General features: G+C 51.4%; 24 protein-coding genes. 14 read left to right on the top strand and 10 right to left on the bottom strand.

The genetic code is table 11. The features are described 5' to 3' along the window. The first annotated feature begins 290 nt into the window (after positions 1-290). Positions 291-2081: a Hint domain-containing protein gene (locus KO497_RS04755; protein WP_215942827.1), complete on the top strand. Its 1791-nt coding sequence runs from the start codon at positions 291-293 to the stop codon at positions 2079-2081. A gap of 150 nt (positions 2082-2231) precedes the next feature. Here KO497_RS04755 and KO497_RS04750 read toward each other — a convergent pair whose 3' ends face one another. The 6 genes from KO497_RS04750 to KO497_RS04725 form a co-directional block, all read right to left on the bottom strand. Further along, a complete protein-coding gene (locus tag KO497_RS04750) occupies positions 2232-3560 on the bottom strand; it encodes a branched-chain amino acid ABC transporter permease (RefSeq protein WP_215942826.1) in 1329 nt (442 codons plus the stop codon). Continuing rightward, complete coding sequence (locus tag KO497_RS04745; protein WP_215942825.1) at positions 3557-4567, bottom strand: branched-chain amino acid ABC transporter permease; 1011 nt, start codon at positions 4565-4567, stop codon at positions 3557-3559. The genes KO497_RS04750 and KO497_RS04745 overlap by 4 nt, the downstream gene beginning before the upstream one ends. Next, entirely contained in the window at positions 4567-4983 is a 417-nt protein-coding gene (locus KO497_RS04740) for a hypothetical protein (protein WP_215942824.1), read from the bottom strand. The genes KO497_RS04745 and KO497_RS04740 overlap by 1 nt, the downstream gene beginning before the upstream one ends. A 3-nt stretch (positions 4984-4986) precedes the next feature. Continuing rightward, entirely contained in the window at positions 4987-5691 is a 705-nt protein-coding gene (locus tag KO497_RS04735) for an ABC transporter ATP-binding protein (RefSeq protein ID WP_215942823.1), read from the bottom strand. Then, the gene (locus KO497_RS04730) at positions 5688-6512 is read right to left on the bottom strand and encodes an ABC transporter ATP-binding protein (RefSeq protein ID WP_215942822.1); all 825 of its coding nucleotides are present in this window, start codon (positions 6510-6512) and stop codon (positions 5688-5690) included. The genes KO497_RS04735 and KO497_RS04730 overlap by 4 nt, the downstream gene beginning before the upstream one ends. 92 nt (positions 6513-6604) lie before the next feature. After that, positions 6605-7789 (bottom strand): ABC transporter substrate-binding protein, encoded by a 1185-nt coding sequence (locus KO497_RS04725; RefSeq protein WP_215942821.1) that lies wholly within the window; start codon positions 7787-7789, stop codon positions 6605-6607. 521 nt (positions 7790-8310) lie between these two features. Between KO497_RS04725 and KO497_RS04720 the strand changes: the two genes are divergently transcribed. Next, the gene (locus tag KO497_RS04720) at positions 8311-9657 is read left to right on the top strand and encodes a class II 3-deoxy-7-phosphoheptulonate synthase (RefSeq protein WP_215942820.1); all 1347 of its coding nucleotides are present in this window, start codon (positions 8311-8313) and stop codon (positions 9655-9657) included. 126 nt (positions 9658-9783) lie between these two features. On the opposite strand, the gene KO497_RS04715 is transcribed toward KO497_RS04720, so the two are convergent. Further along, positions 9784-10518, bottom strand: a complete 735-nt coding sequence (locus tag KO497_RS04715) for a PAS domain-containing protein (RefSeq protein WP_215942819.1) — start codon at positions 10516-10518, stop codon at positions 9784-9786. Positions 10519-11097: 579 nt separating this feature from the next. On the opposite strand from KO497_RS04715, the gene gmk reads away from it, so the two are divergent. Then, a complete protein-coding gene (gene gmk / locus KO497_RS04710; protein WP_215942818.1) occupies positions 11098-11745 on the top strand; it encodes a guanylate kinase in 648 nt (215 codons plus the stop codon). Next, on the top strand, positions 11742-12272 hold the full coding sequence (locus tag KO497_RS04705; protein ID WP_215942817.1) for a gamma carbonic anhydrase family protein: 531 nt from the start codon (positions 11742-11744) through the stop codon (positions 12270-12272). The genes gmk and KO497_RS04705 overlap by 4 nt, the downstream gene beginning before the upstream one ends. A 55-nt stretch (positions 12273-12327) precedes the next feature. Here KO497_RS04705 and KO497_RS04700 read toward each other — a convergent pair whose 3' ends face one another. Beyond that, the gene (locus tag KO497_RS04700; RefSeq protein ID WP_215942816.1) at positions 12328-12741 is read right to left on the bottom strand and encodes a hypothetical protein; all 414 of its coding nucleotides are present in this window, start codon (positions 12739-12741) and stop codon (positions 12328-12330) included. Between the two features lie 241 nt (positions 12742-12982). On the opposite strand from KO497_RS04700, the gene KO497_RS04695 reads away from it, so the two are divergent. The 8 genes from KO497_RS04695 to KO497_RS04660 all read left to right on the top strand — a co-directional run bounded on the left by KO497_RS04695 (position 12983) and on the right by KO497_RS04660 (position 21516). Further along, on the top strand, positions 12983-14050 hold the full coding sequence (locus KO497_RS04695; RefSeq protein ID WP_215942815.1) for an ATP-binding protein: 1068 nt from the start codon (positions 12983-12985) through the stop codon (positions 14048-14050). Between the two features lie 178 nt (positions 14051-14228). After that, positions 14229-15266: a substrate-binding domain-containing protein gene (locus KO497_RS04690; RefSeq protein ID WP_215942814.1), complete on the top strand. Its 1038-nt coding sequence runs from the start codon at positions 14229-14231 to the stop codon at positions 15264-15266. 118 nt (positions 15267-15384) lie between these two features. Beyond that, the gene (gene pstC, locus KO497_RS04685) at positions 15385-16866 is read left to right on the top strand and encodes a phosphate ABC transporter permease subunit PstC (protein ID WP_215942813.1); all 1482 of its coding nucleotides are present in this window, start codon (positions 15385-15387) and stop codon (positions 16864-16866) included. Beyond that, the gene (gene pstA / locus KO497_RS04680; RefSeq protein ID WP_215942812.1) at positions 16866-18191 is read left to right on the top strand and encodes a phosphate ABC transporter permease PstA; all 1326 of its coding nucleotides are present in this window, start codon (positions 16866-16868) and stop codon (positions 18189-18191) included. Before pstC ends, pstA begins: the two co-directional genes overlap by 1 nt. Positions 18192-18205: 14 nt before the next feature. Beyond that, complete coding sequence (pstB, locus tag KO497_RS04675) at positions 18206-19003, top strand: phosphate ABC transporter ATP-binding protein PstB (protein ID WP_215942811.1); 798 nt, start codon at positions 18206-18208, stop codon at positions 19001-19003. Positions 19004-19015: 12 nt separating this feature from the next. Further along, the gene (gene phoU, locus KO497_RS04670; RefSeq protein ID WP_215942810.1) at positions 19016-19738 is read left to right on the top strand and encodes a phosphate signaling complex protein PhoU; all 723 of its coding nucleotides are present in this window, start codon (positions 19016-19018) and stop codon (positions 19736-19738) included. Beyond that, positions 19738-20427, top strand: coding sequence for a phosphate regulon transcriptional regulator PhoB (gene phoB, locus KO497_RS04665; RefSeq protein ID WP_215942809.1), 690 nt, complete (start codon positions 19738-19740; stop codon positions 20425-20427). Before phoU ends, phoB begins: the two co-directional genes overlap by 1 nt. Before the next feature lie 336 nt (positions 20428-20763). Then, positions 20764-21516: a helix-turn-helix transcriptional regulator gene (locus KO497_RS04660; RefSeq protein WP_215942808.1), complete on the top strand. Its 753-nt coding sequence runs from the start codon at positions 20764-20766 to the stop codon at positions 21514-21516. 437 nt (positions 21517-21953) lie between these two features. Here KO497_RS04660 and tsf read toward each other — a convergent pair whose 3' ends face one another. Further along, positions 21954-22829, bottom strand: a complete 876-nt coding sequence (tsf, locus tag KO497_RS04655) for a translation elongation factor Ts (protein WP_215942807.1) — start codon at positions 22827-22829, stop codon at positions 21954-21956. Between the two features lie 81 nt (positions 22830-22910). Then, positions 22911-23669, bottom strand: a complete 759-nt coding sequence (gene rpsB / locus KO497_RS04650) for a 30S ribosomal protein S2 (RefSeq protein WP_215942806.1) — start codon at positions 23667-23669, stop codon at positions 22911-22913. A 286-nt stretch (positions 23670-23955) separates the two neighbouring features. Between rpsB and KO497_RS04645 the strand changes: the two genes are divergently transcribed. Together KO497_RS04645 and KO497_RS04640 are read left to right on the top strand one after the other, a co-directional pair. After that, positions 23956-24849: a PfkB family carbohydrate kinase gene (locus tag KO497_RS04645; RefSeq protein WP_215942805.1), complete on the top strand. Its 894-nt coding sequence runs from the start codon at positions 23956-23958 to the stop codon at positions 24847-24849. Further along, positions 24846-25757: a pseudouridine-5'-phosphate glycosidase gene (locus tag KO497_RS04640; RefSeq protein WP_215942804.1), complete on the top strand. Its 912-nt coding sequence runs from the start codon at positions 24846-24848 to the stop codon at positions 25755-25757. The genes KO497_RS04645 and KO497_RS04640 overlap by 4 nt, the downstream gene beginning before the upstream one ends. Positions 25758-25766 lie beyond the last annotated feature (9 nt).

Raw genomic sequence — 25766 nt, 5'->3', positions numbered from 1 at the left:
GCACAGTTCTTATGGGGTTGAAAATTTCACCAAATCTTCCAAATTCTTATTTATATGTAATTTTTTCAGATGGTTACATGAGGGCAAGCACGGCACCTCCTACGTCTCACCTATCAAAACATACCATCGGGGGGAATATTCATACAATCTCCCTCTGTCTAGTTATCAATTTAGTGGTAAATGAGTGTTAAGACTGCATTTGCGGTTCTGATTAAAGGCGACCTGCCAGTCGTCTATAGACGTTTTGATTTTGGGCGATGTTGACGCCCTACACCGAATGGGGATGTACGATGGCCGATATTAATGGCGACAGCGGCAACAATACGCTAAACGGCACCAGTGCCGATGATACAATTAATGGCCTTGGCGGTGATGACATCATCAACGGTGGTGACGGCAACGACACCCTGTATGGCGATGCGGGCAACAGTTCTGACAGCGCCGGCTTGGATGCAAGTGCGCTGTCACTTTCCAGTTCAAACCTCGTGTCAGACAGCTCCTCAGGTAACAATAATGCCGATCCGGGTGACTCAGCCATCTACGCAAAAGTTGCGCAATTGGATGATGGCACTTGGATTTCAGGCCGTTTGATTCTTGTTGAAACATCTGACAGATCTTTGAACGTCGATTTGAGCGGGGGCAACGGATCTGAAATCCTGTTGAACGGCGGCAAAGGTTCATCGTCTCATGATGGTGGCGAAACGGCGACTTTCCGTTTGGAGTTCTTTAACCCAACCACCGGGGAAGCGGTTTCCATCAATTCGACAGCGACTTTCAACGATCTTGACCGCAATTCGGTAGGCGACGTCGAATCTGTTTCTGTTGATTCTAGCTCCTTTACAGGGTTTGGAACCAGCTCTGACACGTCTTTAGAGGTCACCAACACAGGCTCTGAAGTCATCGCTTCAGGCACAGAAACCAACAATCCGTCAGATCAAGACGCTTGGTTCTCAGCAGAATTCGAAAACCAAACCTCCATCACTTTCACTTTGACCACACGGACCACACAGTCCGGGTTTTCAATGAATGGTGATTTGATCGATGACGTCGTTGTGACACCGCTCATCCCTGGCAATGACACCATCGACGGTGGTGACGGCAATGATGTGATCTACGGCGAAGATGGCAATGACACGCTGACGGCAGGCGATGGTTTTGACAAACTTTACGGCGGCGAAGGCGACGACACGCTGTATGGTGGTGGCGAAAATGATGAGCTTCACGGCGGCAACGGCGCGGACACTATTGTGGTTAACTCTATCGGCACCACGTCGAACCCGAACAACACCACCGTTTACGGTGATGGTGATGGCGATGCGACAGATCAAGATACCCTTGATGTCAGCTGGTTCATCGCTAACGGCTATGAGCTGACCAACAACGTGCAAAATCCAGATGATGACGGCAACGGCTTTACAGGTCAGATGACGTTCTACAATTCTGACACGGGTCAATCCGCCAATATCAATTACTTTGACATCGAAGAATTCGTGATTTGCTTCACCCCTGGCACTGCCATTGCGACACCGCAGGGCGAAGTGGCTGCTGAAATGTTGAAAGAGGGCGATAAAGTTTTCACACGCGACAACGGCGTGCAGGAAATTCGCTGGGTCGGTCAAAAAGATGTCACTGCGGTCGATTTTGCCCGCCAAGCGTCTTTGGCGCCCGTGTTGATCCAAAAAGGCGCTTTGGGCAACGGTTTGCCAGAACGCGACCTAATGGTTTCGCCACAGCACCGTGTGTTGCTCACGTCTGACCGGGCGCAGCTCTACTTTGAGGAACGTGAAGTTCTATCACCTGCGATCCATTTGGTTGGCATGCCGGGCATTTCTCAAGCGCGTCCTGCGCAAACGTCTTACATTCACTTCTTGTGTGACAACCACGAAGTTGTGCTGTCGAACGGGGCTTGGACCGAAACGTTCCAACCTGGTGAAGCATCGCTTGGTGGCCTGCAATCCGCGCAACGTGACGAAGTGCTGTCTCTCTTCCCAGAGCTTACAACACAAGCCGGTTTGACCAATTACGAATCCGCACGCAAATCTTTGAAAAAACACGAAACACGTCTTTTGCTCGCCAGCTAAACTCAGGTGCAAAAGTAAGAGTATAAAGGCGGCCTGAAGGTCGCCTTTTTGCGTTTCAGAGGATGTAAGGCACACCAATGCCCGCCGCATGAAAACAAGAAGGGCGCGCCTAAAACGGCACGCCCAAATTGTTGTCGTCTGTGAAAAACTCTATCGTTCAGGCAGCAATCCGCGCGGATTGAACCGAAGCACAAAGAGCAGCACCAGCCCCATCGTGAGCGGGCGAATATAGACCATGCGATCCATGATGACCTCTTTGAGTCCACTGTCATCAGCCAAGCCTGAGGTCAGAACTTGGGCCACAAAGCGGCCAATCGGTTCGACTTCGACCCAGAGGAACCAAATGAACAGGCCACCCAAAACTGCGCCCCAGTTGTTGCCTGATCCACCAACAATCACCATCACCCAAACCAGAAAGGTAAAGCGCAGCGGCTGATAGGATGCTGGCGTCAATTGACCGTCTAGCGTGGTCATCATTGCACCTGCCAAGCCACAAATGGCAGCCCCAAGCACAAAGATTTGCAAATGGCGTCCGGTGACATCCTTGCCCATGGCCTCAGATGACACTTCGTTGTCACGGATCGCGCGCATCATTCGCCCCCAAGGTGAATTGAGCGCCAGTTGCATGGCCGTGATCAACAAAAGAATGACTGCCAAAAACAAACCCGCATAGCAAAGTTTGACGAAAATGCTCGACGCGGTGACGGGATCTGCGCCGATAGATTGCATCATACCAATGAACCATTCGCTTTGCTGCAAATCGATTTCATAAGGCACAGGGCGGGGCAGGCCGATGACGTTTTTCACGCCGCGGGCCATCCAGTCTTCGTTTTTCATCACAGCAATAATGATTTCAGCAATGCCAAGTGTCGCAATTGCCAAGTAATCAGAGCGCAGCCCCAAAGCGGTTTTGGCCACAAGCCATGCAGCGCCCGCCGCAAACAAGCCACCGATGGGCCAAGCGATCAAAACAGGCAGCCCAAGACCGCCAAGGTTGCCGGAAATCGCGGGATTTATTGCTTCAATCGCGGCCACTGCCGGATCAAACACCGCGCGGAAGAGAAAGAACCCAACGACGATCCATGCGGTTACGAAAAGCGCGCGGACACGCCCCTTGGCAAGCTTTTTCCACAACAAAATCGCGCCAATAATAGTTCCGACGCCCAGCATAAGCGCAAAGATCACCCGTGGTCCACCCGCTTGCCAAGCCTCACCAACAGGAGAGGTCGAAACAAGCACAACAGCCAAACCACCCAGAGCGACAAAGCCCATAACGCCGACGTTAAACAGGCCCGCGAAACCCCATTGCAGGTTCACACCAAGCGCCATGATCGCAGAAATCAGCCCCATGTTCAAAATGAACAAAGCCGAATTCCAAGACTGGATAAACCCAACGCCAATGATCAGGGCTGCCATGGCCCCAAAGTACAAAGGCGCGCGGTAGGCAGACGATGGGCTGTGATTGTGAGATTGGCTCATACCGATTTCCCCTTAAACAGACCTGTAGGTTTGAACAGTAAAACGATGATCAGGATCGCGAAAGATACCGCAAATTTATAGTCGGTGGACAAAAGCTGCACCAATCCGTCTGGGGCCCAAGTCTCTGGCACCAGATAGGTGACGACCTTTTTGAATGCATAAGTCAGCGTCACCTCGGAAAAGGCGATCACAAAGCCACCTGCGATGGCCCCCAGCGGCGACCCAAGCCCCCCAACAATGGCAGAGGCAAATATAGGCAGCAAAAGTTGCATATAAATGAAAGGCTTAAAGGACTTATCTAATCCATAAAGCGTGCCTGCGATGGTGGCCAAAGCTGCCACAATCAACCATGTAATCGTCACGACACGCTCAGGGTTGATGCCTGAGAGAAGCGCCAAATCTTCGTTATCTGCATAGGCGCGCATCGATTTTCCGGTGCGGGTTCTGTTCAAAAACCAGAACAAGGCCGCCACAACGATAACTGCCACCAGCACGGTGATGGCTTGCGTCGTTCGAATGGCAAGGCCCTCGGATAGGCCTGTCATGGATTTGAAATCACGCGCGGTGATGATGAAACGTTCCCCGTCGGCAAAGCGCCGATCATCGGTACCAACAATCATCCGCACCGCGCCGTTCATCACAAACATGACGCCCATAGACACAATCACCAACATCACTGGCGCCGCTTTGACCTTGCGATAAAAGCGATACACTGCGCGATCGGTGGCAAGCACCAAAGCCATTGTGCACAAGATCGCAAACGGTAAAGCGAGCAGGGCGGTGGGCAAGGGGCCAAAGCTGATCCCAGCCGATTGCATCGCAGCGGTGATCAACACAGTAAACATCGTGCCGAACGCCATGGTGTCGCCGTGGGCAAAGTTCGAGAACCGCAAAATTCCGTAAATTAGCGTGACCCCAAGGGCCCCAAGCGCAAGTTGCGCGCCATAAGCTGTGCCCGGGACAAGAACAAAGTTCGCAAATGCCACTAAGGCGTTGAGAATATCCATCAATTCACCCTCTCACATGTGCCCTGAAAATAGGTTTCTTTTTGTGTGCCTCGCACATTTGGAACGCGGTGCATCAGCGTGAAGTTTTCGGTTGAGATTTCAATCTCATATGTTCCGCCCCCTGGCTCATCAAATCGCCCAGACATCTGCCCTGCAACAGCCGTCACATCGCCTGTCAATTTACGCCCGTTGTCGAATTGCATCTCGCCGTCAAAATCGTCACCGCGTTTGAAGCGCAAGGGTGCAGACCCGCTACGGCAATTGGCGGCGCTGCCTTCGCAAATTGTTTCTGAGACACAGAACAGTTCGGCAGGCAGGTTGTTTTTTTGATTTTCCACATAGGACGTGTAGACGTAAATCGGCACTCCAATCACAATCGGCGTAAAAACGAGGGTCGGCACGACCAATCTATGCATGCCCTAACCCCCCAAGAATGTGCGGCGCACTTCAGGGTTTGCGAGCAAGGCGGCACCTGTGTCGGTATAGGCATTTGCACCTTGCACCAAAACATAGCCTTTATCTGCAATATCAAGCGCTTGTCGGGCATTTTGTTCCACCATAAGCACAGCGATACCTGTTTTCGCCACCTCGATAATACGATCAAACAATTCATCCATAACGATGGGAGAAACGCCTGCAGTTGGCTCATCCAGCATCAGTAACTTGGGTTTTGTCATCAAAGCGCGACTGACGGCGACCTGTTGTCGTTGTCCGCCGGACAATTCGCCTGCATTCTGATAGCGTTTTTCATAGACTGCGGGAAAAATTTCATAGACCTGTTCCAAGGTCTGTTGATAATCATCAGTGCGAATGAACGCGCCCATTTCCAAATTTTCCTCAACCGTCATGGTCGGAAAGATGTTTGAAGTCTGCGGCACAAAGCCCATGCCTTTATACACACGTTCTTGCGGCGACAATTTGGTAATGTCCTCGCCGTCCAGCACAACTGATCCTGTATGGATGTTCAGCATCCCAAACACGGCTTTCATCGCAGTCGATTTGCCAGCACCGTTCGGGCCAACAATCACGGCAATTTCGCCCTGTTCGACCGACAGTTCACAATTATGCAAAATATCCGCGCCGCCGTAGCCGCCAGTCATATGAGTGGCACTCAAATAGCTCATGCTGTGCCCTCCGATGCTGCTGGAATGGCGTTCTTGGTTAGCCCTTCGGTGGCTTCTTTGTTCTTGATGCCAGTGCCTAGATAGGCCTCGATCACCTGTTCATTTTGCATAATCTCGTCCGCTGATCCCGTTGCCATCACTTGGCCCGAGGCCATAACAATCACCGGATCACAGAGCATTTTGATGAACTCCATATCATGTTCGATCATGCAAAACGTGTAGCCTCGTTCCGTGTTCAAACGCTTAATCGCATCGGCAATAGTGTACAGCAGGGTACGGTTCACGCCTGCGCCCACTTCGTCCAGAAAGACGATTTTGGCGTCGACCATCATGGTGCGGCCCAGTTCGACAAGCTTTTTTTGCCCGCCAGAGATGTTGCCAGCTTTTTCATCCGCGATATGAGAAATGGTCAAAAATTCTAGAACTTCGTCGGCTTTTTTACGCAAAGCTGCTTCTTCAACAGCAATCTGACCGCGTTTGAACCAAGCGTTCCACAGCGTTTCACCAGATTGATTGGCGGGCACCATCATCAGGTTTTCACGCACCGTCATGGTGGAAAACTCATGCGCGATTTGAAAGGTGCGCAAGATGCCTTTGTGGAACAATTGATGCGGTTTCAAACCTGTGACGTCTTCGCCATCAAACAAGATTTGTCCGCTGGTGGGCGTCAAAACGCCTGCGATGCAATTGAAAAGCGACGTTTTCCCCGCGCCATTTGGGCCAATCAGACCCGTAATGGAACCTTCCTTGATGGAAAGCGATGCCCCGTCCACCGCGCGAAAACCGCCGAAATGCATGTGTAGATCACGCACTTCGATCATATAACTATCCCCTTGGGTTTACCGTCTTTTTGTGGGTCGACTATGCGAACAGCCCGAGACAGAATCTCGGGCTGCGCAAAATGTCTAACCGATTAGCGGTAGCCAACAGTGGTGATTTTACCGTCTTTGACAAGAATCTCACGGTAAGATCCAGCCGCTTCACCGGGTTCGATCAACTCGGCAGCGGTGCCGCCCACATAGTCAATCTCACCGCCAGAGGCGAGGATATCGAGCGCTTTGGCCAATTCACCGGGGAAGATTTTTTCACCCGGAGCATTTGCAACACCCATCACAAAGTCTTTGTAAACCTGTGGATCGGATGACCCAGCTGCCTGCATCGCCAGCAAGATCATAGCACCTGCGTCATAGGATTCAGGGGCGTAGGGCGCTGTGCCATTGTAACCGTTTGCTTCGCCAATCGCGACGAGCAGCTCGCCACCTGGGGAATCTGATCCTGGAACTTGACCAGTAGCCCCTTCGATTTCAGTGCCAAAGCGCTCTTCGATTGTGTCGCCGATCATCGCATCAGGTAGGTGGAAACGATCAAAGGCACCTGTGTCGAGAGCCGCACGAATGATGCCTGGACCACCTTGATCAAGGTATCCGACAACAACAAGAATATCACCGCCAGCAGAGGCCAATGCACCCACTTCAGCAGAGTAATCCGCTTTGCCATCTTCATGGGATGTGTTGATTGTGACTTTACCGCCCAAAGCTGTGTAGGAGGATTCAAACGCATCGGCCAAGCCTTTGCCGTAGTCATTATTTGTGTAGGTGACAGCCGCTGTCATCACACCTTTTTCGAGCAGCGATTCAGCCATAACTTGGCCTTGGCGCGCGTCAGATGGGGACGCGCGGAAGAACAAGCCGTTGTCTTCGATGGTTGTCAAAGAGGGCGATGTTGCGGATGGCGAGAACATGACCATGCCGTTTGGCACCGCAACATTTGTCAAAGCTGCACCTGTCGCACCAGAACACAAAGCGCCAACAAGGCCAACAATGCCGTCAGATGTGATCATGCGTTCTGCAACAGACGACGCAACTGCTGCGTCCGTACATGTGGAATCGCCTTCAACGATGGCAACCGTTGTGCCACCCAAGAATTTGCCGCTGTCAGAGATTTCTTTTGCCGCAGCGCGCACGCCGCCAGCCATGTCTGGTGCCAAAGATTCAGCAGGACCAGAAAAACCGAGCATAAGGCCCAGCTTGATTTCATCAGCGTATGATGCGCCTGCCATAAGTGTTGTGGCCGCTGTGGCCAATAGAAGTTTTTTCATTGTTATCTCCCAGTTGAATCATTGTCCTGCGGGAAGCGTAGATCGACAGTTTCCAAATGAAAAGCAACTAGACGGAGATGGCGGTTGGCATAGTGGAATTAGAAACAGTGTCCCATATATTGTGTATTTTTTATCCAATTGTACAAAAAACACCCTTTTTCTATACCAAACAGCAGAAATATGATCTCAGTTGGTCCATGGAAATTGTGTGAAAAGGTGCTGGAAGCAGCAAGACACCTAAGAATCGCTCAAACATCACGTAACGTCACGGCACCTATTTCGGGCTGCTTTGGCCTGTGACATAGGTTCCTTGTAAGGCAATTCATCCAAAAGATATGACGGTTTCTGGGGGGTGTTGCGACCAATGCGCATGTTGATTGTGCGATTGCCCCTAAATTGCGCAACTTTTTTTACCATTTCGGGTTTTCCAACCCAAGACCTGCGCCTATAACGCTTAGGCTGCTCGCGCTAACACTCTGCGTGGTGCGGCATAAATGAATTAATTTCCCGGAGTAGAGACAATGACGGATTGGGTAAAATCAGCATGGCGTAACAAACCGCGTGTGCAAATGCCCGAGTATACGGACGAGGCAAAACTCAACGCGGTTGAGGCACAACTCTCCAAGTATCCTCCTCTTGTCTTTGCGGGCGAGATCAAAACATTGAAATCACAACTGGCGGCTGCCTCACGCGGTGAAGCGTTCTTGCTGCAAGGTGGCGATTGTGCGGAAAGCTTTGCTGAGTTTGGTGCAGATCAAATTCGCGACACGTTCAAAGTGATGCTGCAAATGGCGATGGTTTTGACCTTTGGTGCGAAAGTGCCTGTGGTGAAAGTTGGCCGTATGGCGGGGCAATTCGCCAAGCCACGCTCAGCGCCCACTGAGACATCAAATGGTGTCGAGTTGCCAAGCTACCGCGGCGACATCATCAACGGGTTCGATTTCACACCTGAAGCGCGTATCCCCGACCCAGACCGCATGTTGCAAGCCTACACCCAAGCGGCGGCAAGCTTGAACTTGTTGCGCGCATACTCAAAGGGTGGTTTTGCCGATGTGCACCGCGTGCATGGATGGACTCTGGGCTTCACGGAGGCCGACGAAGCCGAGAAATACCGCGATATGGCCAATCGCATCCAAGACGCGCTGGATTTCATGCGCGCCGCAGGCATGACGTCTGACAATAATAACGATCTGAAAACCGTTGATTTCTACACCTCGCACGAAGCGTTGTTGTTGGAATACGAAGAGGCGCTGACCCGCGTGGACAGCACTTTGGGCGATACCGTCGCAGGATCGGGTCACATGATTTGGATCGGCGACCGCACACGTCAACCTGACGGGGCACATGTTGAATTCTGTTCTGGCGTGTCCAACCCCATCGGTTTGAAATGTGGTCCGACAACGACTGCAGAAGACCTGAAAATCTTGATGAAAAAGCTGAACCCAGCGAATGAGGCAGGGCGCTTGACGCTGATCGCGCGCTTCGGGGCCGGCAATGTCAAAGAGCATCTGCCACGTTTGATTCAAGCGGTGAAAGAAGAGGGCGCAAACGTTGTGTGGTCTTGCGATCCGATGCACGGCAATACGATCAAATCAGACAGCGGTTACAAAACCCGTCCGTTTGAAAGCGTTTTGGGCGAAGTGCAGGAATTCTTTGAAGTTCACCGCGAACACGGGACCATTCCGGGCGGTGTACATTTCGAGATGACGGGCGCGGATGTGACAGAATGCACCGGCGGCGCGATTGAAGTGACCGACGAAAATCTGGCTGATCGTTACCACACAGCCTGTGATCCGCGCTTGAACGCGTCACAAGCTTTGGAACTGGCGTTTTTGGTGGCTGAAGAACTGTCTAAAAACGCACGCTAAGCGATAAGATATAGAATATGAAAAGGCCGGACGTCATGTCCGGCCTTTTTTATGTCTGGTCGTTAGGTCACATTGCGGTGTGCGCTAGGTGACAGTTCTTACCGCAACGCGCTCAGGTTCATGCGGTCAGTCATCGGTCGACACAAGGCGCAAAGCGGGTTTGCCTGTCGGGCGCGGAGGCTGTGGAGTGTCTTGAGCAGGTGTCATACTGTCTTTTTGCTCAAGGTAGGCTTTGCGCGCTTCTGCGAAGCCTTGTGGGATTGGGGTGCCTTTTTCAGTGATGCCCTCTGGCATTGGTCTGTCTTGAACGCCACCATTCATAAGAGCGCGTGACACAGTTTCAACAGCTTCAAAGCGGCGGGGCTGACGGCCGATGTCGCCTTTGGATTGCAAGCAGCCAAGAATACGATTCACATCCCCAAGATCGGATTTCAGCGGGCAAAGCAAAAGCTGCGCGTCCAATGAACCGCGACCGATGCCGCGCTCACCTTTCAGGGTCAGTGTTGCGATCTGCGGGCTGTCACATACAGATTCGATCACCGCAGAAACTTTCGCGCGGCTTTCAGGCACGAATATTGCGGTAAGTGGCATACCGCGCACCTCCATGCCCATCAAATCGGTCAAGTGCATACCGGCAAGACGAAAGCGGGCCACACCAGGGGCGATGCGCTCAAGTATAAATGCGAATTCCAATGAAGATTGCATACCGCGAGGATCAATGTCGCTGCGGGCTGGCACAGGGCGACCGTTGCGCAGGCCGTCCCAGTAGGCTTCGACTTCGCGCAAAGCAGGAAAGATCATTTCGTTGCGACGAGGCATAAGGGATACGACGTTAGACCCGCTGTCATAATCAATTTTCATTTCATCACCTAATCGTTTGCAGCGGTGTTATGTGCCTTTGCTGCATTGTTCTGACTGCGCACTTTGTCTCTGTGCTTGCTTGACCCTTTTATGCCACGAGTTTGCCTAAATTGGTGGAAATTCCTAATGAATGGTTAATATCGAACGCTGTTTTGGTCGCTGAAATAGCCATTTCAGGGCATGTTTTTGTAAAGTTACGATACTGAATTTCTCAAATACATCATGAAAACAGATACATATAATTATTATTCGATCGCTGGAGTTCGGATCAGAAAAAGCTGCCGTGATGCGCTCATATGTGACTTCCAATCGTCAAATGAGTTGGGTGCAGCCGCAAAATCAACGATTATAGGGGCGACTCAAACGTTAATTCTGGCGTTTTAAAAGGACTGCCTTTCTGACGTTCCCGTAGGGCAGGACATGTTTTTGCCTCATTTGAGTGGCGTCATATCAAATTGCAGGCTCCACTTGCCTTATTGCTGCACTGCCGCGAAAATCACCTGCGAAAGGTCATTCGAAACGGTGGTCAAGCCTATCAGCGCGCATTATAGAAATATGGTCCATTATAAGGAGGGACATATGTCAGCCGAACGCCGCGGACTTCTTATCATTTTATCGTCGCCCTCTGGTGCGGGTAAATCCACGCTTGCCAAACGTTTGATGCAGTGGGACGAGACGTTGAGCTTTTCCGTCTCTGCCACCACTCGCGCACCGCGCCTCGGCGAGCAAAATGGCGTTGATTACCATTTCACAGCCGAGGATGACTTTAAATCGATGGTCACCAGCGGCGATATGCTTGAGCATGCTTTGGTGTTTGGCAACTATTATGGCTCGCCCGCGGGGCCTGTGCGTAAAGCGATTGAAGCGGGCAAGGATGTGTTGTTCGATGTTGATTGGCAAGGGGCGCAGCAAATCGCCAATTCAGCCCTACGCGATCACGTCTTGTCGATCTTTGTTTTACCGCCCTCCATCACCGAGTTGCGTAGACGGCTTGAGACCCGCGGCCAAGACAGTTCGGATGTGATTGAAAAGCGGATGCGCCAAAGTTGGGACGAGATCAGTCACTGGGATGGCTATGATTATGTTCTGGTGAATGACGATCTTGATACATCATTTGAACGTTTAAAAACCATCGTTTCGGCAGAGCGGCTGCACCGTAGGCAGCAACCGGGGTTGTTGGATGTGGTGCGTGGCTTGCAAGCGGAATTTGAGGAGATTGAAACATGACACTCTATAGTCTTGACGATCACGCGCCTATTTTACCAGAGGATGGCGATTACTGGGTCGCGCATGATGCCAATGTCATCGGCAAGGTCCGTTTGGGGAAGGGCGCGAACATCTGGTTTGGTGCGACATTGCGCGGCGACAATGAAATGATTGATGTCGGTGTCGGCAGCAACGTGCAAGAAAACGCGGTCCTGCATACGGATATGGGGTCACCTTTGACCATCGGCGCGGGCTGTACGATTGGGCATAAAGCCATGCTGCACGGCTGCACCTTGGGCGAGAACACATTGATTGGCATGGGGGCAATCGTGTTGAACGGTGCCAAGATCGGCAAAAATTGTCTGATCGGGGCAGGGGCTTTGATCACCGAGAATAAAGAAATCCCTGACGGATCCGTTGTGATGGGGGCCCCTGGGAAAGTTGTGCGTGAATTGACACAAGATCAAATCGAGGCGCTAAAACAGCAAGCTCTGCGCTATCAACAAAACGGACGTCGGTTTCAAGCTGGTCTCAAACCGATTGGGTGAGCTGTTTTTTTACAGGGCGCACAATAGAACGAGGCGGTCGTGATCGAACCGCCGCCTAGTTCATACGTTTCGTAAGCGCTGGTTTGCCGCTGATGACATCGAAATTCAGCAGCGGATGCGTGTGGCGCACTTCACGACAGATGATATCGGGGCGCGGGATATTATCCAATACCACACGATACCGACCAGAAAATGCGGCTTTTTCCAAGAACTCGGCCAATTCCAAACAATCGAATGTCGTGCCGATCGCGGGCGAAATCACCACATCGGGATTGACTGCACGAAAAACGTCAGCGGATAAGTCCTTAAAGTCCAAGTAGAAGACAGCTGAGGACGAGGGCATCAGGGTTTCTGCGCCTTGCACATGAGCAAATTCACCAACAAGCAGTGTCATGTTGGTGTTGTTCTGTCGATCCTTGCGGGACAGCGCAATCACATCAAAGAACTTAGAAGTTGAGATATTGCCCATTGTTCGTCGCACAGCCTATTGTGAATTTTTTCTGCTTATTTGTAAGAGAAGCGGAAACCCGCCTAAATGCAACATTTGTTTTTGGCAATATCGGAAAAATTACCATTTTGCGAATCCAAGCAACTGCAAAATCAATACAAAGCCGTATCCAACAACCTTAAAGCGAAAGCGCATGCAAAAGGGTCACATGCGCGTCATACTCTGTCAGTACTCAAGGCAACACCTTAAGAAAGATCTCGAGATGAATTCGACACAATACACCAATACGTCTGCAAATGACCTTGTAATAGAAATGGCCAAAGCGATGCCGCTACCATTGATCGTCATTGGCCGTGATGAACGGGTGGTTATCGCCAATCAAAAAGCGGAAGACCTTTTTGGCTCTGGCACACAAGGGCGGCACTATATAACGGTATTGCGCCAGCCTATGTTGTTGGATGCCATTGAGAACGTATTGCGCTTGGGCGAGGATGCGACTGCCATCTATCGTGTATCGGAATCATCGCGCGATCTGCACTTTGAAGTTCAAATCCGCGCAGCAGTGACACAAGATGTCGGCTATGTCGTCATCGCGTTCGAAGACAAAACAGAGCTGCAAGAAGCAGGGCAAATGCGTCGGGATTTCGTTGCGAATGTATCGCATGAATTGCGCACGCCTCTGACGGCTGTGCTTGGATTCATCGAAACCCTGCTTGGCCCTGCGGCCAATGATGTGGATGCTCGGACACGGTTTTTGTCGATTATGGACGCAGAGGCCAAGCGCATGAATCGAATCGTTGGCGATCTTTTGTCGCTCAGCCGCGTTGAGGCAGACCGCCGTGTGCGCCCGACGAATGAGGTGAATGTTCCTGCTGTGGTGCGCTCAGTTGTGCAGACCTTGCACCCTTTGGCCGAAGCGCGCGGAGTGTCGTTGCGCCTAGAGGGCGGCGATGCGCAGGATTTGGTGATGGGGGATCAAGACCAACTGACCCAAGTGTTCACCAACCTTGTTGAAAACGCGATCAAATACGGACCTGATGGCGGTGAAGTGTCAATTTGTATAACGTCTCATGCCATTGAGCCCACAATGCGCGGCCCTGCTGTGCGTGTTGATATCGCAGATCAAGGCGAGGGCATTCCTGCACATCACATTCCGCGCCTGACCGAACGTTTTTACCGCGTCGACACCCATAGATCGCGTGAAATGGGCGGCACGGGGCTTGGATTGGCCATCGTGAAACACATATTAAACCGTCACCGCGGCAGATTACGTGTGGAAAGCCATTCCGGCAACGGCAGCTGTTTTTCGGTTATTTTACCTTATGATTAAGGGGTTAGGGGCGCAGCCCCTTCACTGTCCTAAATTTGGCTTCATATTATTTGCCTGAAATTTGGTCTTTGTCATGTATTTGTTACATTACTTTCACAAAAGCATAGCTAAGTGAGTTTAGACCGCCACTGAGAGAGAAACGAAACGCCTCTCATGATATGAATTTCAGGAGCTACATATGTCCTTTGTTAAACTTTCCGCCTCAGCGCTGGCGATCTCCGCTATGTCTGTAACTGCCGCAGCCGCACGTGATAACGTTCAAGTTGCTGGTTCTTCCACAGTTCTCCCATACGCTTCTATCGTCGCTGAAGCGTTTGGCGACAACTTTGACTTCCCGACACCCGTTGTTGAATCCGGTGGCTCATCTGCTGGTCTTAAGCGCTTCTGTGAAGGCGTTGGCGAAAACACAATCGACATCGCAAACTCTTCACGTCCAATCCGTGACAGCGACATCGCGCTTTGCCTCGAAAACGGTGTGACTGACATCATCGAAGTTAAAATCGGTTACGACGGCATCGTATTTGCATCCCAAATCGACGGCCCAGCATTCACAACGTTTGAACCAACTGACATCTTCAACGCTCTTGGCGCAAATGTTCTGGTTGACGGCGAAGTTATTGCCAACCCGCACACACAATGGGCTGACTTCAACGCTGAACTGCCAGCCGTTGACATCAACGCATTCATTCCGGGCACCAAGCACGGCACACGCGAAGTGTTTGAAGAAAAAGTACTGTTGGTTGGCTGTGAAGAAACTGGCGCGTTTGACGCAATGGTTGCTGGTGGCATGTCCGAAGATGACGCAGAAAGCGCCTGTCTTGCAGTACGCGGCAACGGTATCACTGTCGACATCGACGGCGACTACACAGAAACACTCGCACGTATCGAAGCAAACCCGAACGGTGTTGGCGTATTTGGTCTCGCATTCTACGAGAACAACACAGACTCACTTAAAGTTGCAACAATGGGCGGCGTTGTTCCTAAAACAGAAACAATCGCATCTGGTGACTACCCAGTGTCTCGTCCATTGTACTTCTTCGTGAAAAAAGCACACATCGGCGTTATCCCAGGCGTTAAAGAATTCGCACAATTCTTTATCTCTAACGAAGTTGCTGGCCCAGACGGCCCATTGGCTCAATACGGTCTCGTATCTGACCCTGAGCTTGCAGCAACACAAGCGTCTGTCGCTGCTGAAGAGACATTGGCTGTAAAATAATCTAGCCTTTTCGACTTGGGTGGCCTTGTTATAGGGCCACCCGAACCACCCCAACGGCGCCAATATTCAGGCACTAGTCGTTGGATTTGATATCTCTGGTGCTGGGGGGCCCATGCACATGTCTACGCTTTTAATTGTCGCTCTCGTTGGCGCACTTGCCGTGGTTGGCTACGTGTTGGGGGTTCGCAGAGCGATGGCCTCAGCAGATGGCGATCTGCGTCTTTTGCATTCATTAAAGAGCTACTACGGGCAAAATGTTGCCCTATTGGTTTTGGTTCCATCGCTTTTGGTTTTGGTCATTTGGATGACCGTTCAACCGTTGCTTATTGAACAATCTGTTCTGGGAATGATCAGCAACACAGATGTTGCAGAAGGATCGTCCCGTTCCCTTATGATGGCAGATGTCCGCCGCGTTGCGGATGGTCTTGATGTCGCTGTCGCCCAAGGGGCAATGAGCCGCGAGGCTGCGAGTGATGTTCGTGTAGACTTTACCAACGTGCGCGAGCGCCTTGCCAGCGTTGGTGTTGCTGTCGGATCGACTGTAACGCAAACAACATTGGAAGCGGCGCAAAAATTCCGTGCCTTGTCTGGTACAGGCAATATGGTCCGCGGCATCGTTGTGTTGCTGATTGCAGCGGCGGGGTTCGGATATGCCTTGAAACAAACCGACAAAGATTTCCGCGCCCGCAATGTTGTTGAGCGTGGTATTCTTGTCTTGTTAATTGCTGCAGCTTCCATCGCGGTTTTGACCACTTTGGGCATTGTCTTCAGCTTGATCTTTAACACAATCGACTTTTTTGAATCCTTTCCGGGTGCTGACTTTTTCTTTGGCACACGTTGGGAACCAAGCTTTTCTGGTCGCGGTGGCGCATCTGATCTGGGCTTTTTGCCACTGATCTGGGGGACACTCTACATTTCCATCATCGCATTGGTTGTCGCTGTCCCACTTGGTCTTTTTGCTGCGATTTACCTGTCTGAGTACGCTTCTAATTCTGTACGCTCTATCGCAAAACCTGTCCTCGAAGTTCTCGCGGGCATTCCGACCATTGTTTACGGTCTCTTTGCTTTGCTTACCGTAGGCCCACTTTTGGTCAATATCTTTGGCGCTGATGGGCTATTGGGTGTGAATTGGATGTCAGGTGGAACGGCCGCGATGACCGCGGGTTTGGTGATGGGCATCATGCTGATCCCATTCGTGTCGTCTTTGTCTGATGACATCATCAACGCCGTGCCACAGGCGATGCGTGATGGATCTTATGGTCTGGGCGCAACCCAGTCTGAAACCATTCGCCAAGTGATTTTGCCGGCGGCCTTGCCGGGCATCGTTGGAGCGGTTCTTTTGGCTGCGTCACGCGCCATTGGTGAGACCATGATCGTGGTGCTTGGGGCAGGGGCCGCGGCCAGCCTGTCACTTAACCCACTCGAAGCTATGACCACAGTCACCGCTAAAATCGTCAGCCAGCTTACGGGTGACGGTGAATTTAACAGTCCTGAAACGATGGTGGCCTTTGCGCTGGGGATGACACTTTTTGTTATCACACTCGCGCTGAACGTTGTTGCCCTTATCATTGTTCGTAAATACCGGGAGCAATACGACTAATGTCTGATCAATCAGCCTCAAACGGCCGTATTTCACACGGCTCACTTATGGTCGCGGATCCGCGCACCAAAAAAAGAAACGCCTCAGAGGCACGGTTTCGCGCCTACGGTATTATTGCAATCTCAATCGGTGTTCTTTTTCTTGCCTCTCTTGCGTTTTCTATCCTGCGTTCAGGCCTGCCGGCCTTCACACAATATGTGGCCGAGCTCGAAGTGACCTTGTCGCAAGAAGATTATGATGCCGCTGAAAGCAAAATGCTTAAAACAGCTGCATATACTGATATTTTCATCCAAAACTTCAGTGACGCTTTGGATGAACGCGGTGTAGAGGTGGCTTACGACTCTGATGCGATTGAACGCATCTTGGGCAAGGTCGGCGGCGACATTCGCGGGCATTACCGTGAGAACCTTGACGATATTGGACGCCCCGTTACATTCCAATTGCAAACATCGTCGCGCGTTGAAGGGTATTTCAAAGGCCGTGTAGATCGTGAAAGCCTGGTGGACAGCCGTTTCTTGGTCAAAACCGACCTTGATATCATTGATGCATTGACTGAAGCAGATATTTTGACGAGCCGTTTCAACTGGGCCTTTATCAAGGGCACAGATGCGGGTGTTGATAACCCCGGTGGCGCTGGCATTGGTGCTGCGGCTATTGGGTCATTCTTTATGATGCTGGTTGTTTTGCTTCTCAGTTTGCCGATCGGTGTTGCCGCGTCCATCTACCTCGAAGAGTTCGCACCGCAAAACAAGTTCACAGATATTGTGGAAGTGAACATCTCAAACCTCGCTGCTGTGCCGTCCATCGTGTTTGGTATTCTGGGCCTGTCCGTATTCATTCAGTTTATGCACATGCCACAATCAGCCCCCCTTGTTGGTGGTTTGGTTTTGACCCTGATGACACTGCCAACGATTATCATCTCGACACGCGCATCGCTAAAAGCTGTACCGCCATCCATTCGTGATGCGGCTTTGGGGATTGGCGCGTCTAAGATGCAATCCGTGTTCCACCATGTGTTGCCACTCGCTATGCCTGGCATTCTGACGGGGACAATCATTGGCTTGGCGCAGGCCTTGGGTGAATCTGCACCACTATTGCTCATCGGGATGGTCGGCTTTGTGGCTCGCGAATTCCCTGATGGAGTCGTTAGTGGCTTCCTTGACCCGAACTCTGCAATGCCTGCACAGATCTACACTTGGGCCGCACGCGCTGATGCTGGTTTTTATGAAAAAGCATGGGGCGGTATCATCGTCTTGCTGGCTTTCCTTCTGACAATGAACATCATCGCAATTATTCTACGCCGCCGCTTTGAGCGTCGCTGGTAGGAAAGGGTAACAAAATGAACGATATGCGAATTGTGAAAAGAGACGTTGACATGAACGACATTAAAATTTCCGCCAAAGGTGTGCAAGTCTACTACGGCGACACCCATGCGATCAAAGACGTGAATGTCGAGATCAAAGATAAGACTGTGACCGCCTTTATTGGTCCGTCTGGTTGCGGCAAATCTACATTCTTGCGTTGCCTGAACCGGATGAATGACACGATCGATATTTGTCGCGTTGAAGGGTCTATCCAAATCGAAGGTGAAGACATCTACGACAAGCGTGTTGATCCTGTTCAATTGCGTGCCAAAGTTGGCATGGTGTTCCAAAAACCGAACCCGTTCCCGAAATCAATCTACGACAACGTGGCTTATGGCCCACGTATTCACGGATTGGCGCGCACCAAGGCGGATCTTGACGAAATCGTTGAAAAATCCCTACGTCGTGGTGCGATTTGGAACGAGGTGAAAGATCGTCTGCACGCACCGGGCACAGGCCTTTCAGGTGGTCAGCAACAGCGTTTGTGTATTGCCCGCGCTGTGGCTACGGAACCAGAGGTTCTGTTGATGGATGAGCCATGTTCTGCGCTCGACCCAATTGCCACCGCTCAGGTCGAAGAGCTGATCGACGAGTTGCGCGAAAACTTCTCTGTGGTGATCGTCACGCACTCTATGCAACAAGCTGCGCGTGTGAGCCAAAAAACAGCCTTCTTCCACCTCGGAAACCTTGTTGAATACGGCGAAACAGGCCAAATTTTTACCAATCCCCAGGACCCGCGTACAGAGTCCTACATCACTGGCCGGATCGGTTAAGGAGTAACTTCTATGACAAATGAAAAACACATCGCGTCCGTTTTTGATCGCGACCTAGAAGCCATCCAAGCCCTGATCATGAAAATGGGCGGCATGGTCGAAGCAAACATCACCTCTGCGGCGCAAGCCTTGGAAGAACGTGATGTCGAGCTGGCCGCAAAAGTGCGCGCCTCTGACAAAGCCATCGATGCTTTGGAAGAGAAAATCAACGAAGAAGCGGCCCGCGTTATCGCATTGCGATCCCCTGCGGCGGGCGACTTGCGCACTGTTTTGACTGTGATGAAAATCGCAGGCAATTTGGAACGTTGCGGTGATTACGCGAAAAACTTGGCTAAGCGTACAGGTGTTTTGGCCGATATGCAGCCGATCACAGGGGCAGGTGCCTCTATCCGCCGCATGGCGCGCGAAGTTGAAGAAATGCTCAAACTTGCGCTTGATGCCTACATCCAGCGCGACGCAGAAGTTGCCGAGCAAGTGCGCCAACGTGACCTTGACGTTGACCAAATGTACAACGCTTTGTTTCGCGAATTCCTGACCTATATGATGGAAGACCCACGCAATATCTCAGCCTGTATGCACCTGCATTTCATCGCTAAAAACATCGAACGCATGGGCGATCATGCCACCTCGATTGCCGAGCAAGTGATCTATCTTGTGACGGGCGAATTGCCTGAGGAAAGCCGTCCAAAGGGCGATCTGACCTCTCACACTGATATGGATATGGAGACGCTCTGATGTCTGTCGATCGTCCTCATGTTTTGCTTGTCGAAGATGAACCAGCGCAACGTGAAGTCTTGGGCTATAATTTTGAATCCGAAGGGTTTCAGGTCACCAAAGCCGAAAACGGCGATGATGCTTTGATGTTTGTAAATGAGGAGGCGCCGGACATCATCGTTCTCGATTGGATGTTGCCCGGTGTGTCTGGCATCGAAATCTGCCGTCGGTTGAAATCGCGCGCAGAGACCCGCCAAATCCCGATCATCATGTTGTCCGCACGGTCCGAAGACGTCGACCGCGTGCGGGGCTTGGAAACGGGTGCGGATGACTATGTGGTCAAACCCTATTCTGTCATCGAATTGATGGCCCGCGTGCGCACGCAATTGCGTCGCGTGCGTCCATCAGCGGTGGGGCAGGTGTTGTCGTTTGATGACATCCGCTTGGATGCAGAAACTCACAAAGTGACGCGTTCTGACAGTGCCTTGAAACTTGGTCCGACCGAGTTTCGTCTGTTGACCACCTTCATGGAAAAACCAGGCCGTGTCTGGTCGCGTGAACAGTTGCTGGATCGGGTTTGGGGGCGTGATATCTATGTCGATACGCGTACAGTCGATGTCCATATCGGACGTCTGCGCAAAGCTCTGTGTCAACATGGCGGCGAAGACCCAGTACGAACAGTCCGCGGCGCAGGCTACGCACTCGGCTAATCTATTTCTTAGGTTGAGACAGCACCATCATAAAGAAATAGCGCGGGGATTTAGATCTTGGCGCTATTTCCATATCTGAGGCCAATTGTTCGCTATTCGTTGAATAGGCGATCGGTTTCTTACAAGTATTGTAGTTGAGGGTGGCACTTGTCCTCCTATTAGCGTTATTCTTATAATTGGTATTATGTAATTTAATTTGATTTCCAAAATAACAAAAATGGCGCTTTTTATAACGCCTCACACCAAACGCATTCTTGTAGCAAAACCGTTAACGATTATTGCGCTAAACGCATCGCATGCGTAGTTTGGCCAAGTAAACAGTATTAGAGGTTTGTAATGAGTTTAAAGGCACATATGACCATAACACTCAATGGAATCTTGACCGCAACAACGATTGAAGGTGTTTGGGAAGTCTTACTTTTGAAACTTCAATCCTTGGGATTTCAAAACGTCTTATATGGCTTCACTCGATTTCACACCGAAAACGGGTTTGGTGACACCACCGATCATCTTGTGTTAACCAACCTTGGGCCAGATTATGTCAAAGGGTACTTCTACGACGGGCGTTACAAACATGGCCCCTTAGTGACTTGGGCTGCGCAGAACGCTGGTGTCTGTTCATGGGCCTATATCGATGAGGTTTATGACACATTGGATGAAAAAGCGCGTGAAACCGTTGAATTCAATCGCTCGTTTGGCGTGGTCAATGGATATACGATTGGCTTTAGCAACGCGACGACGCGGTCCAAAGGCGCGATCGGGTTATCGATGTCACCATTTGTTGGCACTCAAGAACAAGCTGATGCCATCTGGACGAAATATGGACCGGAAATCAAAATATTATGTGAGGTTTCTCACCTAAAAATAATTTCGCTCCCCTTTGATTTAAGGAGGCTAACAGCACGCCAGCGTGAAGTTTTGGAATGGGTCGGCGATGGGAAAACGTCTGCAGACGTGGCGCAGATTATGGGTCTTACGACAGCCACAGTCGAAAAGCACTTAAAGCTCGCGCGTGATGCTTTGGACGTCGAGACGACAGCTCAGGCCATATTAAAAGCGTCACTGTTAAACCAGTTCTACAGGCTTTAGATTTCTATCGCGACCGTTAGGTTTTCTTTAAGCTCAAGGTATGGTTTTCCCCACTTTCGTTACCTAGCGTCAATGTTGCATTATTAATCACCTTAACAAAGAGGTTTACCCTCTAAGGTATTTTGGACTGGAGATCGCCTATATTTAGCTTATCCAGTCTTGCTGGTTCGCCAGCACATTTGGGTCACTTGTTTATTTGGACAAAGTGATCCTTTAAGATCGTGAAGCTGCATACAACCCTCATCCCGACAGTTTATGCAGCAGGTTGATTTGAGCGCAGTTCCTTTCGGGGGACTGCGTTTTTCATTTTGTGACCATCGATGATGATAGGACTTAGTAACGTAAACATCGCCACTGTTCCCGCTTTTCATAACGAAAAGGGGACGCAAATCTGCGCCCCCTTCCCTATGCAATCATAAACGTTAAAGCGTAATGCCTTAGCTGTTCATTGTTTTCGCAACTTCTGCGGCAAAGTCTTCAGCAACTTTTTCAATGCCTTCGCCAACTTCAAGACGTACAAAGCCAGTGATTTCTGCGCCTGCTTCAGTTGCCGCTTGTGCAACAGTCAGGTCAGGGTTCACAACGAAAGCTTGACCAAGCAATGTGGATTCCGCGATGAATTTCTTCATACGGCCCACGATCATTTTTTCGATTACAGCTTCTGGCTTGCCAGATTCACGTGCAATATCGATCTGAACTTGCTTTTCTTTTTCAACAACAGCCGCGTCAAGATCAGCTTCGGACAAGGACGCAGGGTTCACAGCCGCGATGTGCATCGCAACCTGTTTACCGAAGGCTTCATCGCCACCTTTAAGTGCCACAAGAACACCGATTTTGCCCATGCCGTCAGTCGCCGCGTTGTGCACGTAGGACACAACCACGTCACCTTCGAGCGCAGCCATGCGGCGCAAAGCCATGTTTTCGCCGATTGTCGCAACTTTATCAGTGATCGTTTCAGCAACGGATTTACCACCGATGTCAGCCGCAGAAAGCTCTTCAACTGTATTCACAGCCAAAGCCGCACCTGCGATGGACCCTACCATGGCTTGGAATTCAGCGTTTTTACCAACGAAGTCAGTTTCAGAGTTCACTTCAACCGCAACACCTTTGCCACCGGACACAGCAACAGCCACAAGGCCTTCAGCTGCTGTACGGCCAGATTTTTTAGCGGCTTTTGCCAAGCCTTTGGTGCGAAGCCAGTCAACAGCGGCCTCCATGTCACCATCACACTCAACGAGTGCTTTTTTCGCGTCCATCATGCCTGCAGCTGTTGCTTCGCGCAGTTCTTTAACCATTGCAGCAGTGATTGCCATGCCGGTTCTCCTAGAATTGAAATGGGATCGGGGGCGGGTGTACCCTGCCCCCGTAACATGTGTGTAACGTTTTTGAAGCGATTACGCTTCAGCTACAACTTCTTCAACTGGTGCTTCTTCGAAGGCACCGAAATCAACGCCAGCAGCGCCCATTTGCTCTGTCATACCGTCAAGAGCCGCACGCGCAACGAGGTCACAGTACAATGTGATCGCGCGTGACGCGTCATCGTTGCCTGGGATCACGTAGTCAACGCCTGCTGGTGGGCAGTTAGAGTCGACAACAGCAACAACAGGAATGCCGAGCTTGTTTGCTTCAAGGATTGCGAGGTCTTCTTTGTTGACGTCGATCACGAAGATCAAATCAGGCACGCCGCCCATGTCGCGGATACCGCCCAAAGAGGCTTGCAATTTCGCTTGATCACGTTCCATGCCAAGACGCTCTTTCTTGGTCAAGCCTTCGGCGCCAGACTCAAGTTTTTCGTCGATCATTTTGAGGCGCGAGATGGACTGGGAAACAGTTTTCCAGTTTGTCAGCGTGCCACCCAACCAACGGTGGTTCATGTAGTACTGTGCGCATTTTTCAGCAGCTTCAGCAACAGGACCAGCAGCTTGGCGTTTGGTACCAACGAAAAGAATACGGCCGCCTTTGGCAGCAGTGTCGCGCACAACTTTCAACGCTTGGTCAAGCATTGGAACAGTTTGTGTCAGATCGAAGATGTGGATGCCGTTCCGCTCACCGTAGATGAACTCCTGCATACGCGGGTTCCAACGCTGAGTTTGGTGACCATAGTGAACGCCAGCTTCAAGCAGCTGACGGATTGTGAATTCTGGAAGAGCCATATTCATGTTCCTTTTCCGGTTTATACCTGAGCGGAGGGTCTTCAGAGCTGATGCCCCAACCGGTGGACCGTTCAAGGATTTCTCCCTTGAGGGCCCGCCTCCGCCTGTGAAGTGACGCAGCTAATAGGGTGGCTTTCCCGTTTGCGCAAGAGAATAAGCCGTAATTCGCGTGATTTTAGATGTTTTTTAGCGCTCAACGGCAAATAAAAGACCTGTGATCGGATTTTCCATCGCGCGCCGTGGCGAAACCCTTGCCATTTGGTCAAAAATTGCTGCAATACGCCGTATGACACAGACAACACATATCCTTTGCATCGGGTCGGTCCTTTGGGACGTTATAGGTCGTTCTGACCGCTCTATGCGCGTCGGATCTGACGTGCCGGGGCGGATTATTCGCGTGCCAGGCGGCGTTGCGATGAATATCGCTATGGCTCTATCGCGCTTTGGGTTGACGCCTGATTTGTTGACGGCGGTTGGCCGCGACGCACAGGGCGACGAGCTGATCAAAGCCGCACAGGTGCGTAACATCGGTACAGACTATATATATCGTTCGGACGACTTGCCGACAGACATCTATATGGCCGTTGAGGGCGCGAATGGGCTGATTGCCGCGATTGCGGATGCGCATTCTTTGGAAGCTGCAGGTGATAAGATCCTGCGCCCCTTATCAGATGGGCGATTAGGTTCCCAGAGCACGCCTTATAGCGGGCCTGTAGCGCTGGACGGCAATCTCACAACCGCTTTGCTGCGCGATATCGCCAGCTCGCCCTTGTTTAGCCAAGCCGATCTGCGCGTGGCGCCAGCCAGCCCCGGCAAAGCCGAGCGCCTATTGCCATTGCTCAAACACCCCAAAGCGACGCTTTACGTCAACTTGGAAGAGGCCGGCCTGTTGTGCCATCAAAGTTTCGACAGCTCACGTGACGGCGCCTGCGCTTTGATCGCCAAAGGTGCGCACCGTGTGTTGGTCACCAATGGCAGCAAAGATGCGACCATGGCCACAGGCGATACAATTATCACCCAAACACCGCCCCCCGTTATGGTGGCTCGCGTCACTGGCGCGGGCGATACCTTTATGGCCGCGCATATTGCGGCTGAACTGGCGGGCGCAAGCCACATCAACGCCCTCAATCAAGCCATTGATGCGGCTGCACTCTATGTCTCAGGAGACACCGACATATGACCTCTCTTCCTCTCGTTCTATCGCCAGACGTCCAAGCCGCAAAAGATGCAGGCACAGCCATTGTGGCGCTGGAAAGCACCATCATTACCCACGGTATGCCCTATCCGCAAAACGTTGAAACCGCGCGTATCGTGGAATCTGATGTGCGCGAACAAGGTGCCACACCTGCGACCATTGCAGTGCTGGATGGCGTTATTCATGTGGGCCTGACGGACGCAGAATTGGAAAGCCTTGGCCAAGCCAAAAACGTCGCCAAACTGTCGCGCGCAGACATGGCCGTCTGCATTGCCACCGGCGGCACCGGTGCGACCACAGTGGCAGCGACGATGATTGCAGCGCATCTGGCTGGCATCAAAGTCTTTGCCACCGGCGGCATTGGTGGCGTACATCGCGGTGCTGAGACGACATTTGACATATCCGCCGATCTTTTGGAATTGGCGCAAACGCCTGTAACGGTTGTGGCCGCAGGTCCCAAGGCGATTTTGGACATTCCTAAGACCATGGAAGTGCTTGAAACCCAAGGTGTTCCTGTCATCGCTTACGGTCAAGACACCCTGCCCGCTTTTTGGTCGCGCGCCTCTGATTTCACAGCGCCCTTGCGTTTGGATACGGCTGCTGACATCGCAAAATCTGCCGTGATGCGTGGCCTTTTGGGCCTCCCGGGCGGGCAACTTATTGCCAACCCGATTCCCGCTGCTGACGAGATTTCGGTTGATGAGATTACACCGTATATTGAGCAAGCCCTATCAGAAGCAGAAACCCAAGGCATCGCCGCCAAACAGGTCACACCGTTTTTGTTACAACGCATGTTTGAGCTGACCGAGGGACGTTCGCTGACTGCGAATATCGCCCTTGTACGCAACAATGCGCGCTTGGCATCACAGATTGCGCGCGCTTTATGTGCATAAGCTCAATTT

The sequence above is a fragment of the Pacificibacter marinus genome, from assembly GCF_018860665.1.
GTDB lineage: Bacteria > Pseudomonadota > Alphaproteobacteria > Rhodobacterales > Rhodobacteraceae > Celeribacter > Celeribacter marinus_A.
This window is presented reverse-complemented; position numbering and strand designations above follow the sequence as displayed.

Excerpts from the sequence above, each read along its gene's own strand:
- KO497_RS04695 (WP_215942815.1), top strand. The coding sequence starts at position 12,983 with ATGAATTCGACACAATACACCAATACGTCTGCAAATGACCTTGTAATA.
- rpsB (WP_215942806.1), bottom strand. The coding sequence starts at position 23,669 with ATGGCTCTTCCAGAATTCACAATCCGTCAGCTGCTTGAAGCTGGCGTT.
- KO497_RS04690 (WP_215942814.1), top strand. The coding sequence starts at position 14,229 with ATGTCCTTTGTTAAACTTTCCGCCTCAGCGCTGGCGATCTCCGCTATG.
- KO497_RS04730 (WP_215942822.1), bottom strand. The coding sequence starts at position 6,512 with ATGATCGAAGTGCGTGATCTACACATGCATTTCGGCGGTTTTCGCGCG.
- phoB (WP_215942809.1), top strand. The coding sequence starts at position 19,738 with ATGTCTGTCGATCGTCCTCATGTTTTGCTTGTCGAAGATGAACCAGCG.
- KO497_RS04640 (WP_215942804.1), top strand. The coding sequence starts at position 24,846 with ATGACCTCTCTTCCTCTCGTTCTATCGCCAGACGTCCAAGCCGCAAAA.
- KO497_RS04740 (WP_215942824.1), bottom strand. The coding sequence starts at position 4,983 with ATGCATAGATTGGTCGTGCCGACCCTCGTTTTTACGCCGATTGTGATT.
- pstC (WP_215942813.1), top strand. The coding sequence starts at position 15,385 with ATGTCTACGCTTTTAATTGTCGCTCTCGTTGGCGCACTTGCCGTGGTT.
- KO497_RS04750 (WP_215942826.1), bottom strand. The coding sequence starts at position 3,560 with ATGAGCCAATCTCACAATCACAGCCCATCGTCTGCCTACCGCGCGCCT.
- KO497_RS04700 (WP_215942816.1), bottom strand. The coding sequence starts at position 12,741 with ATGGGCAATATCTCAACTTCTAAGTTCTTTGATGTGATTGCGCTGTCC.
- gmk (WP_215942818.1), top strand. The coding sequence starts at position 11,098 with ATGTCAGCCGAACGCCGCGGACTTCTTATCATTTTATCGTCGCCCTCT.
- KO497_RS04645 (WP_215942805.1), top strand. The coding sequence starts at position 23,956 with ATGACACAGACAACACATATCCTTTGCATCGGGTCGGTCCTTTGGGAC.
- phoU (WP_215942810.1), top strand. The coding sequence starts at position 19,016 with ATGACAAATGAAAAACACATCGCGTCCGTTTTTGATCGCGACCTAGAA.
- pstB (WP_215942811.1), top strand. The coding sequence starts at position 18,206 with ATGAACGATATGCGAATTGTGAAAAGAGACGTTGACATGAACGACATT.
- KO497_RS04725 (WP_215942821.1), bottom strand. The coding sequence starts at position 7,789 with ATGAAAAAACTTCTATTGGCCACAGCGGCCACAACACTTATGGCAGGC.
- KO497_RS04715 (WP_215942819.1), bottom strand. The coding sequence starts at position 10,518 with ATGAAAATTGATTATGACAGCGGGTCTAACGTCGTATCCCTTATGCCT.
- KO497_RS04720 (WP_215942820.1), top strand. The coding sequence starts at position 8,311 with ATGACGGATTGGGTAAAATCAGCATGGCGTAACAAACCGCGTGTGCAA.
- KO497_RS04660 (WP_215942808.1), top strand. The coding sequence starts at position 20,764 with ATGAGTTTAAAGGCACATATGACCATAACACTCAATGGAATCTTGACC.
- KO497_RS04705 (WP_215942817.1), top strand. The coding sequence starts at position 11,742 with ATGACACTCTATAGTCTTGACGATCACGCGCCTATTTTACCAGAGGAT.
- tsf (WP_215942807.1), bottom strand. The coding sequence starts at position 22,829 with ATGGCAATCACTGCTGCAATGGTTAAAGAACTGCGCGAAGCAACAGCT.
- pstA (WP_215942812.1), top strand. The coding sequence starts at position 16,866 with ATGTCTGATCAATCAGCCTCAAACGGCCGTATTTCACACGGCTCACTT.
- KO497_RS04735 (WP_215942823.1), bottom strand. The coding sequence starts at position 5,691 with ATGAGCTATTTGAGTGCCACTCATATGACTGGCGGCTACGGCGGCGCG.
- KO497_RS04745 (WP_215942825.1), bottom strand. The coding sequence starts at position 4,567 with ATGGATATTCTCAACGCCTTAGTGGCATTTGCGAACTTTGTTCTTGTC.
- KO497_RS04755 (WP_215942827.1), top strand. The coding sequence starts at position 291 with ATGGCCGATATTAATGGCGACAGCGGCAACAATACGCTAAACGGCACC.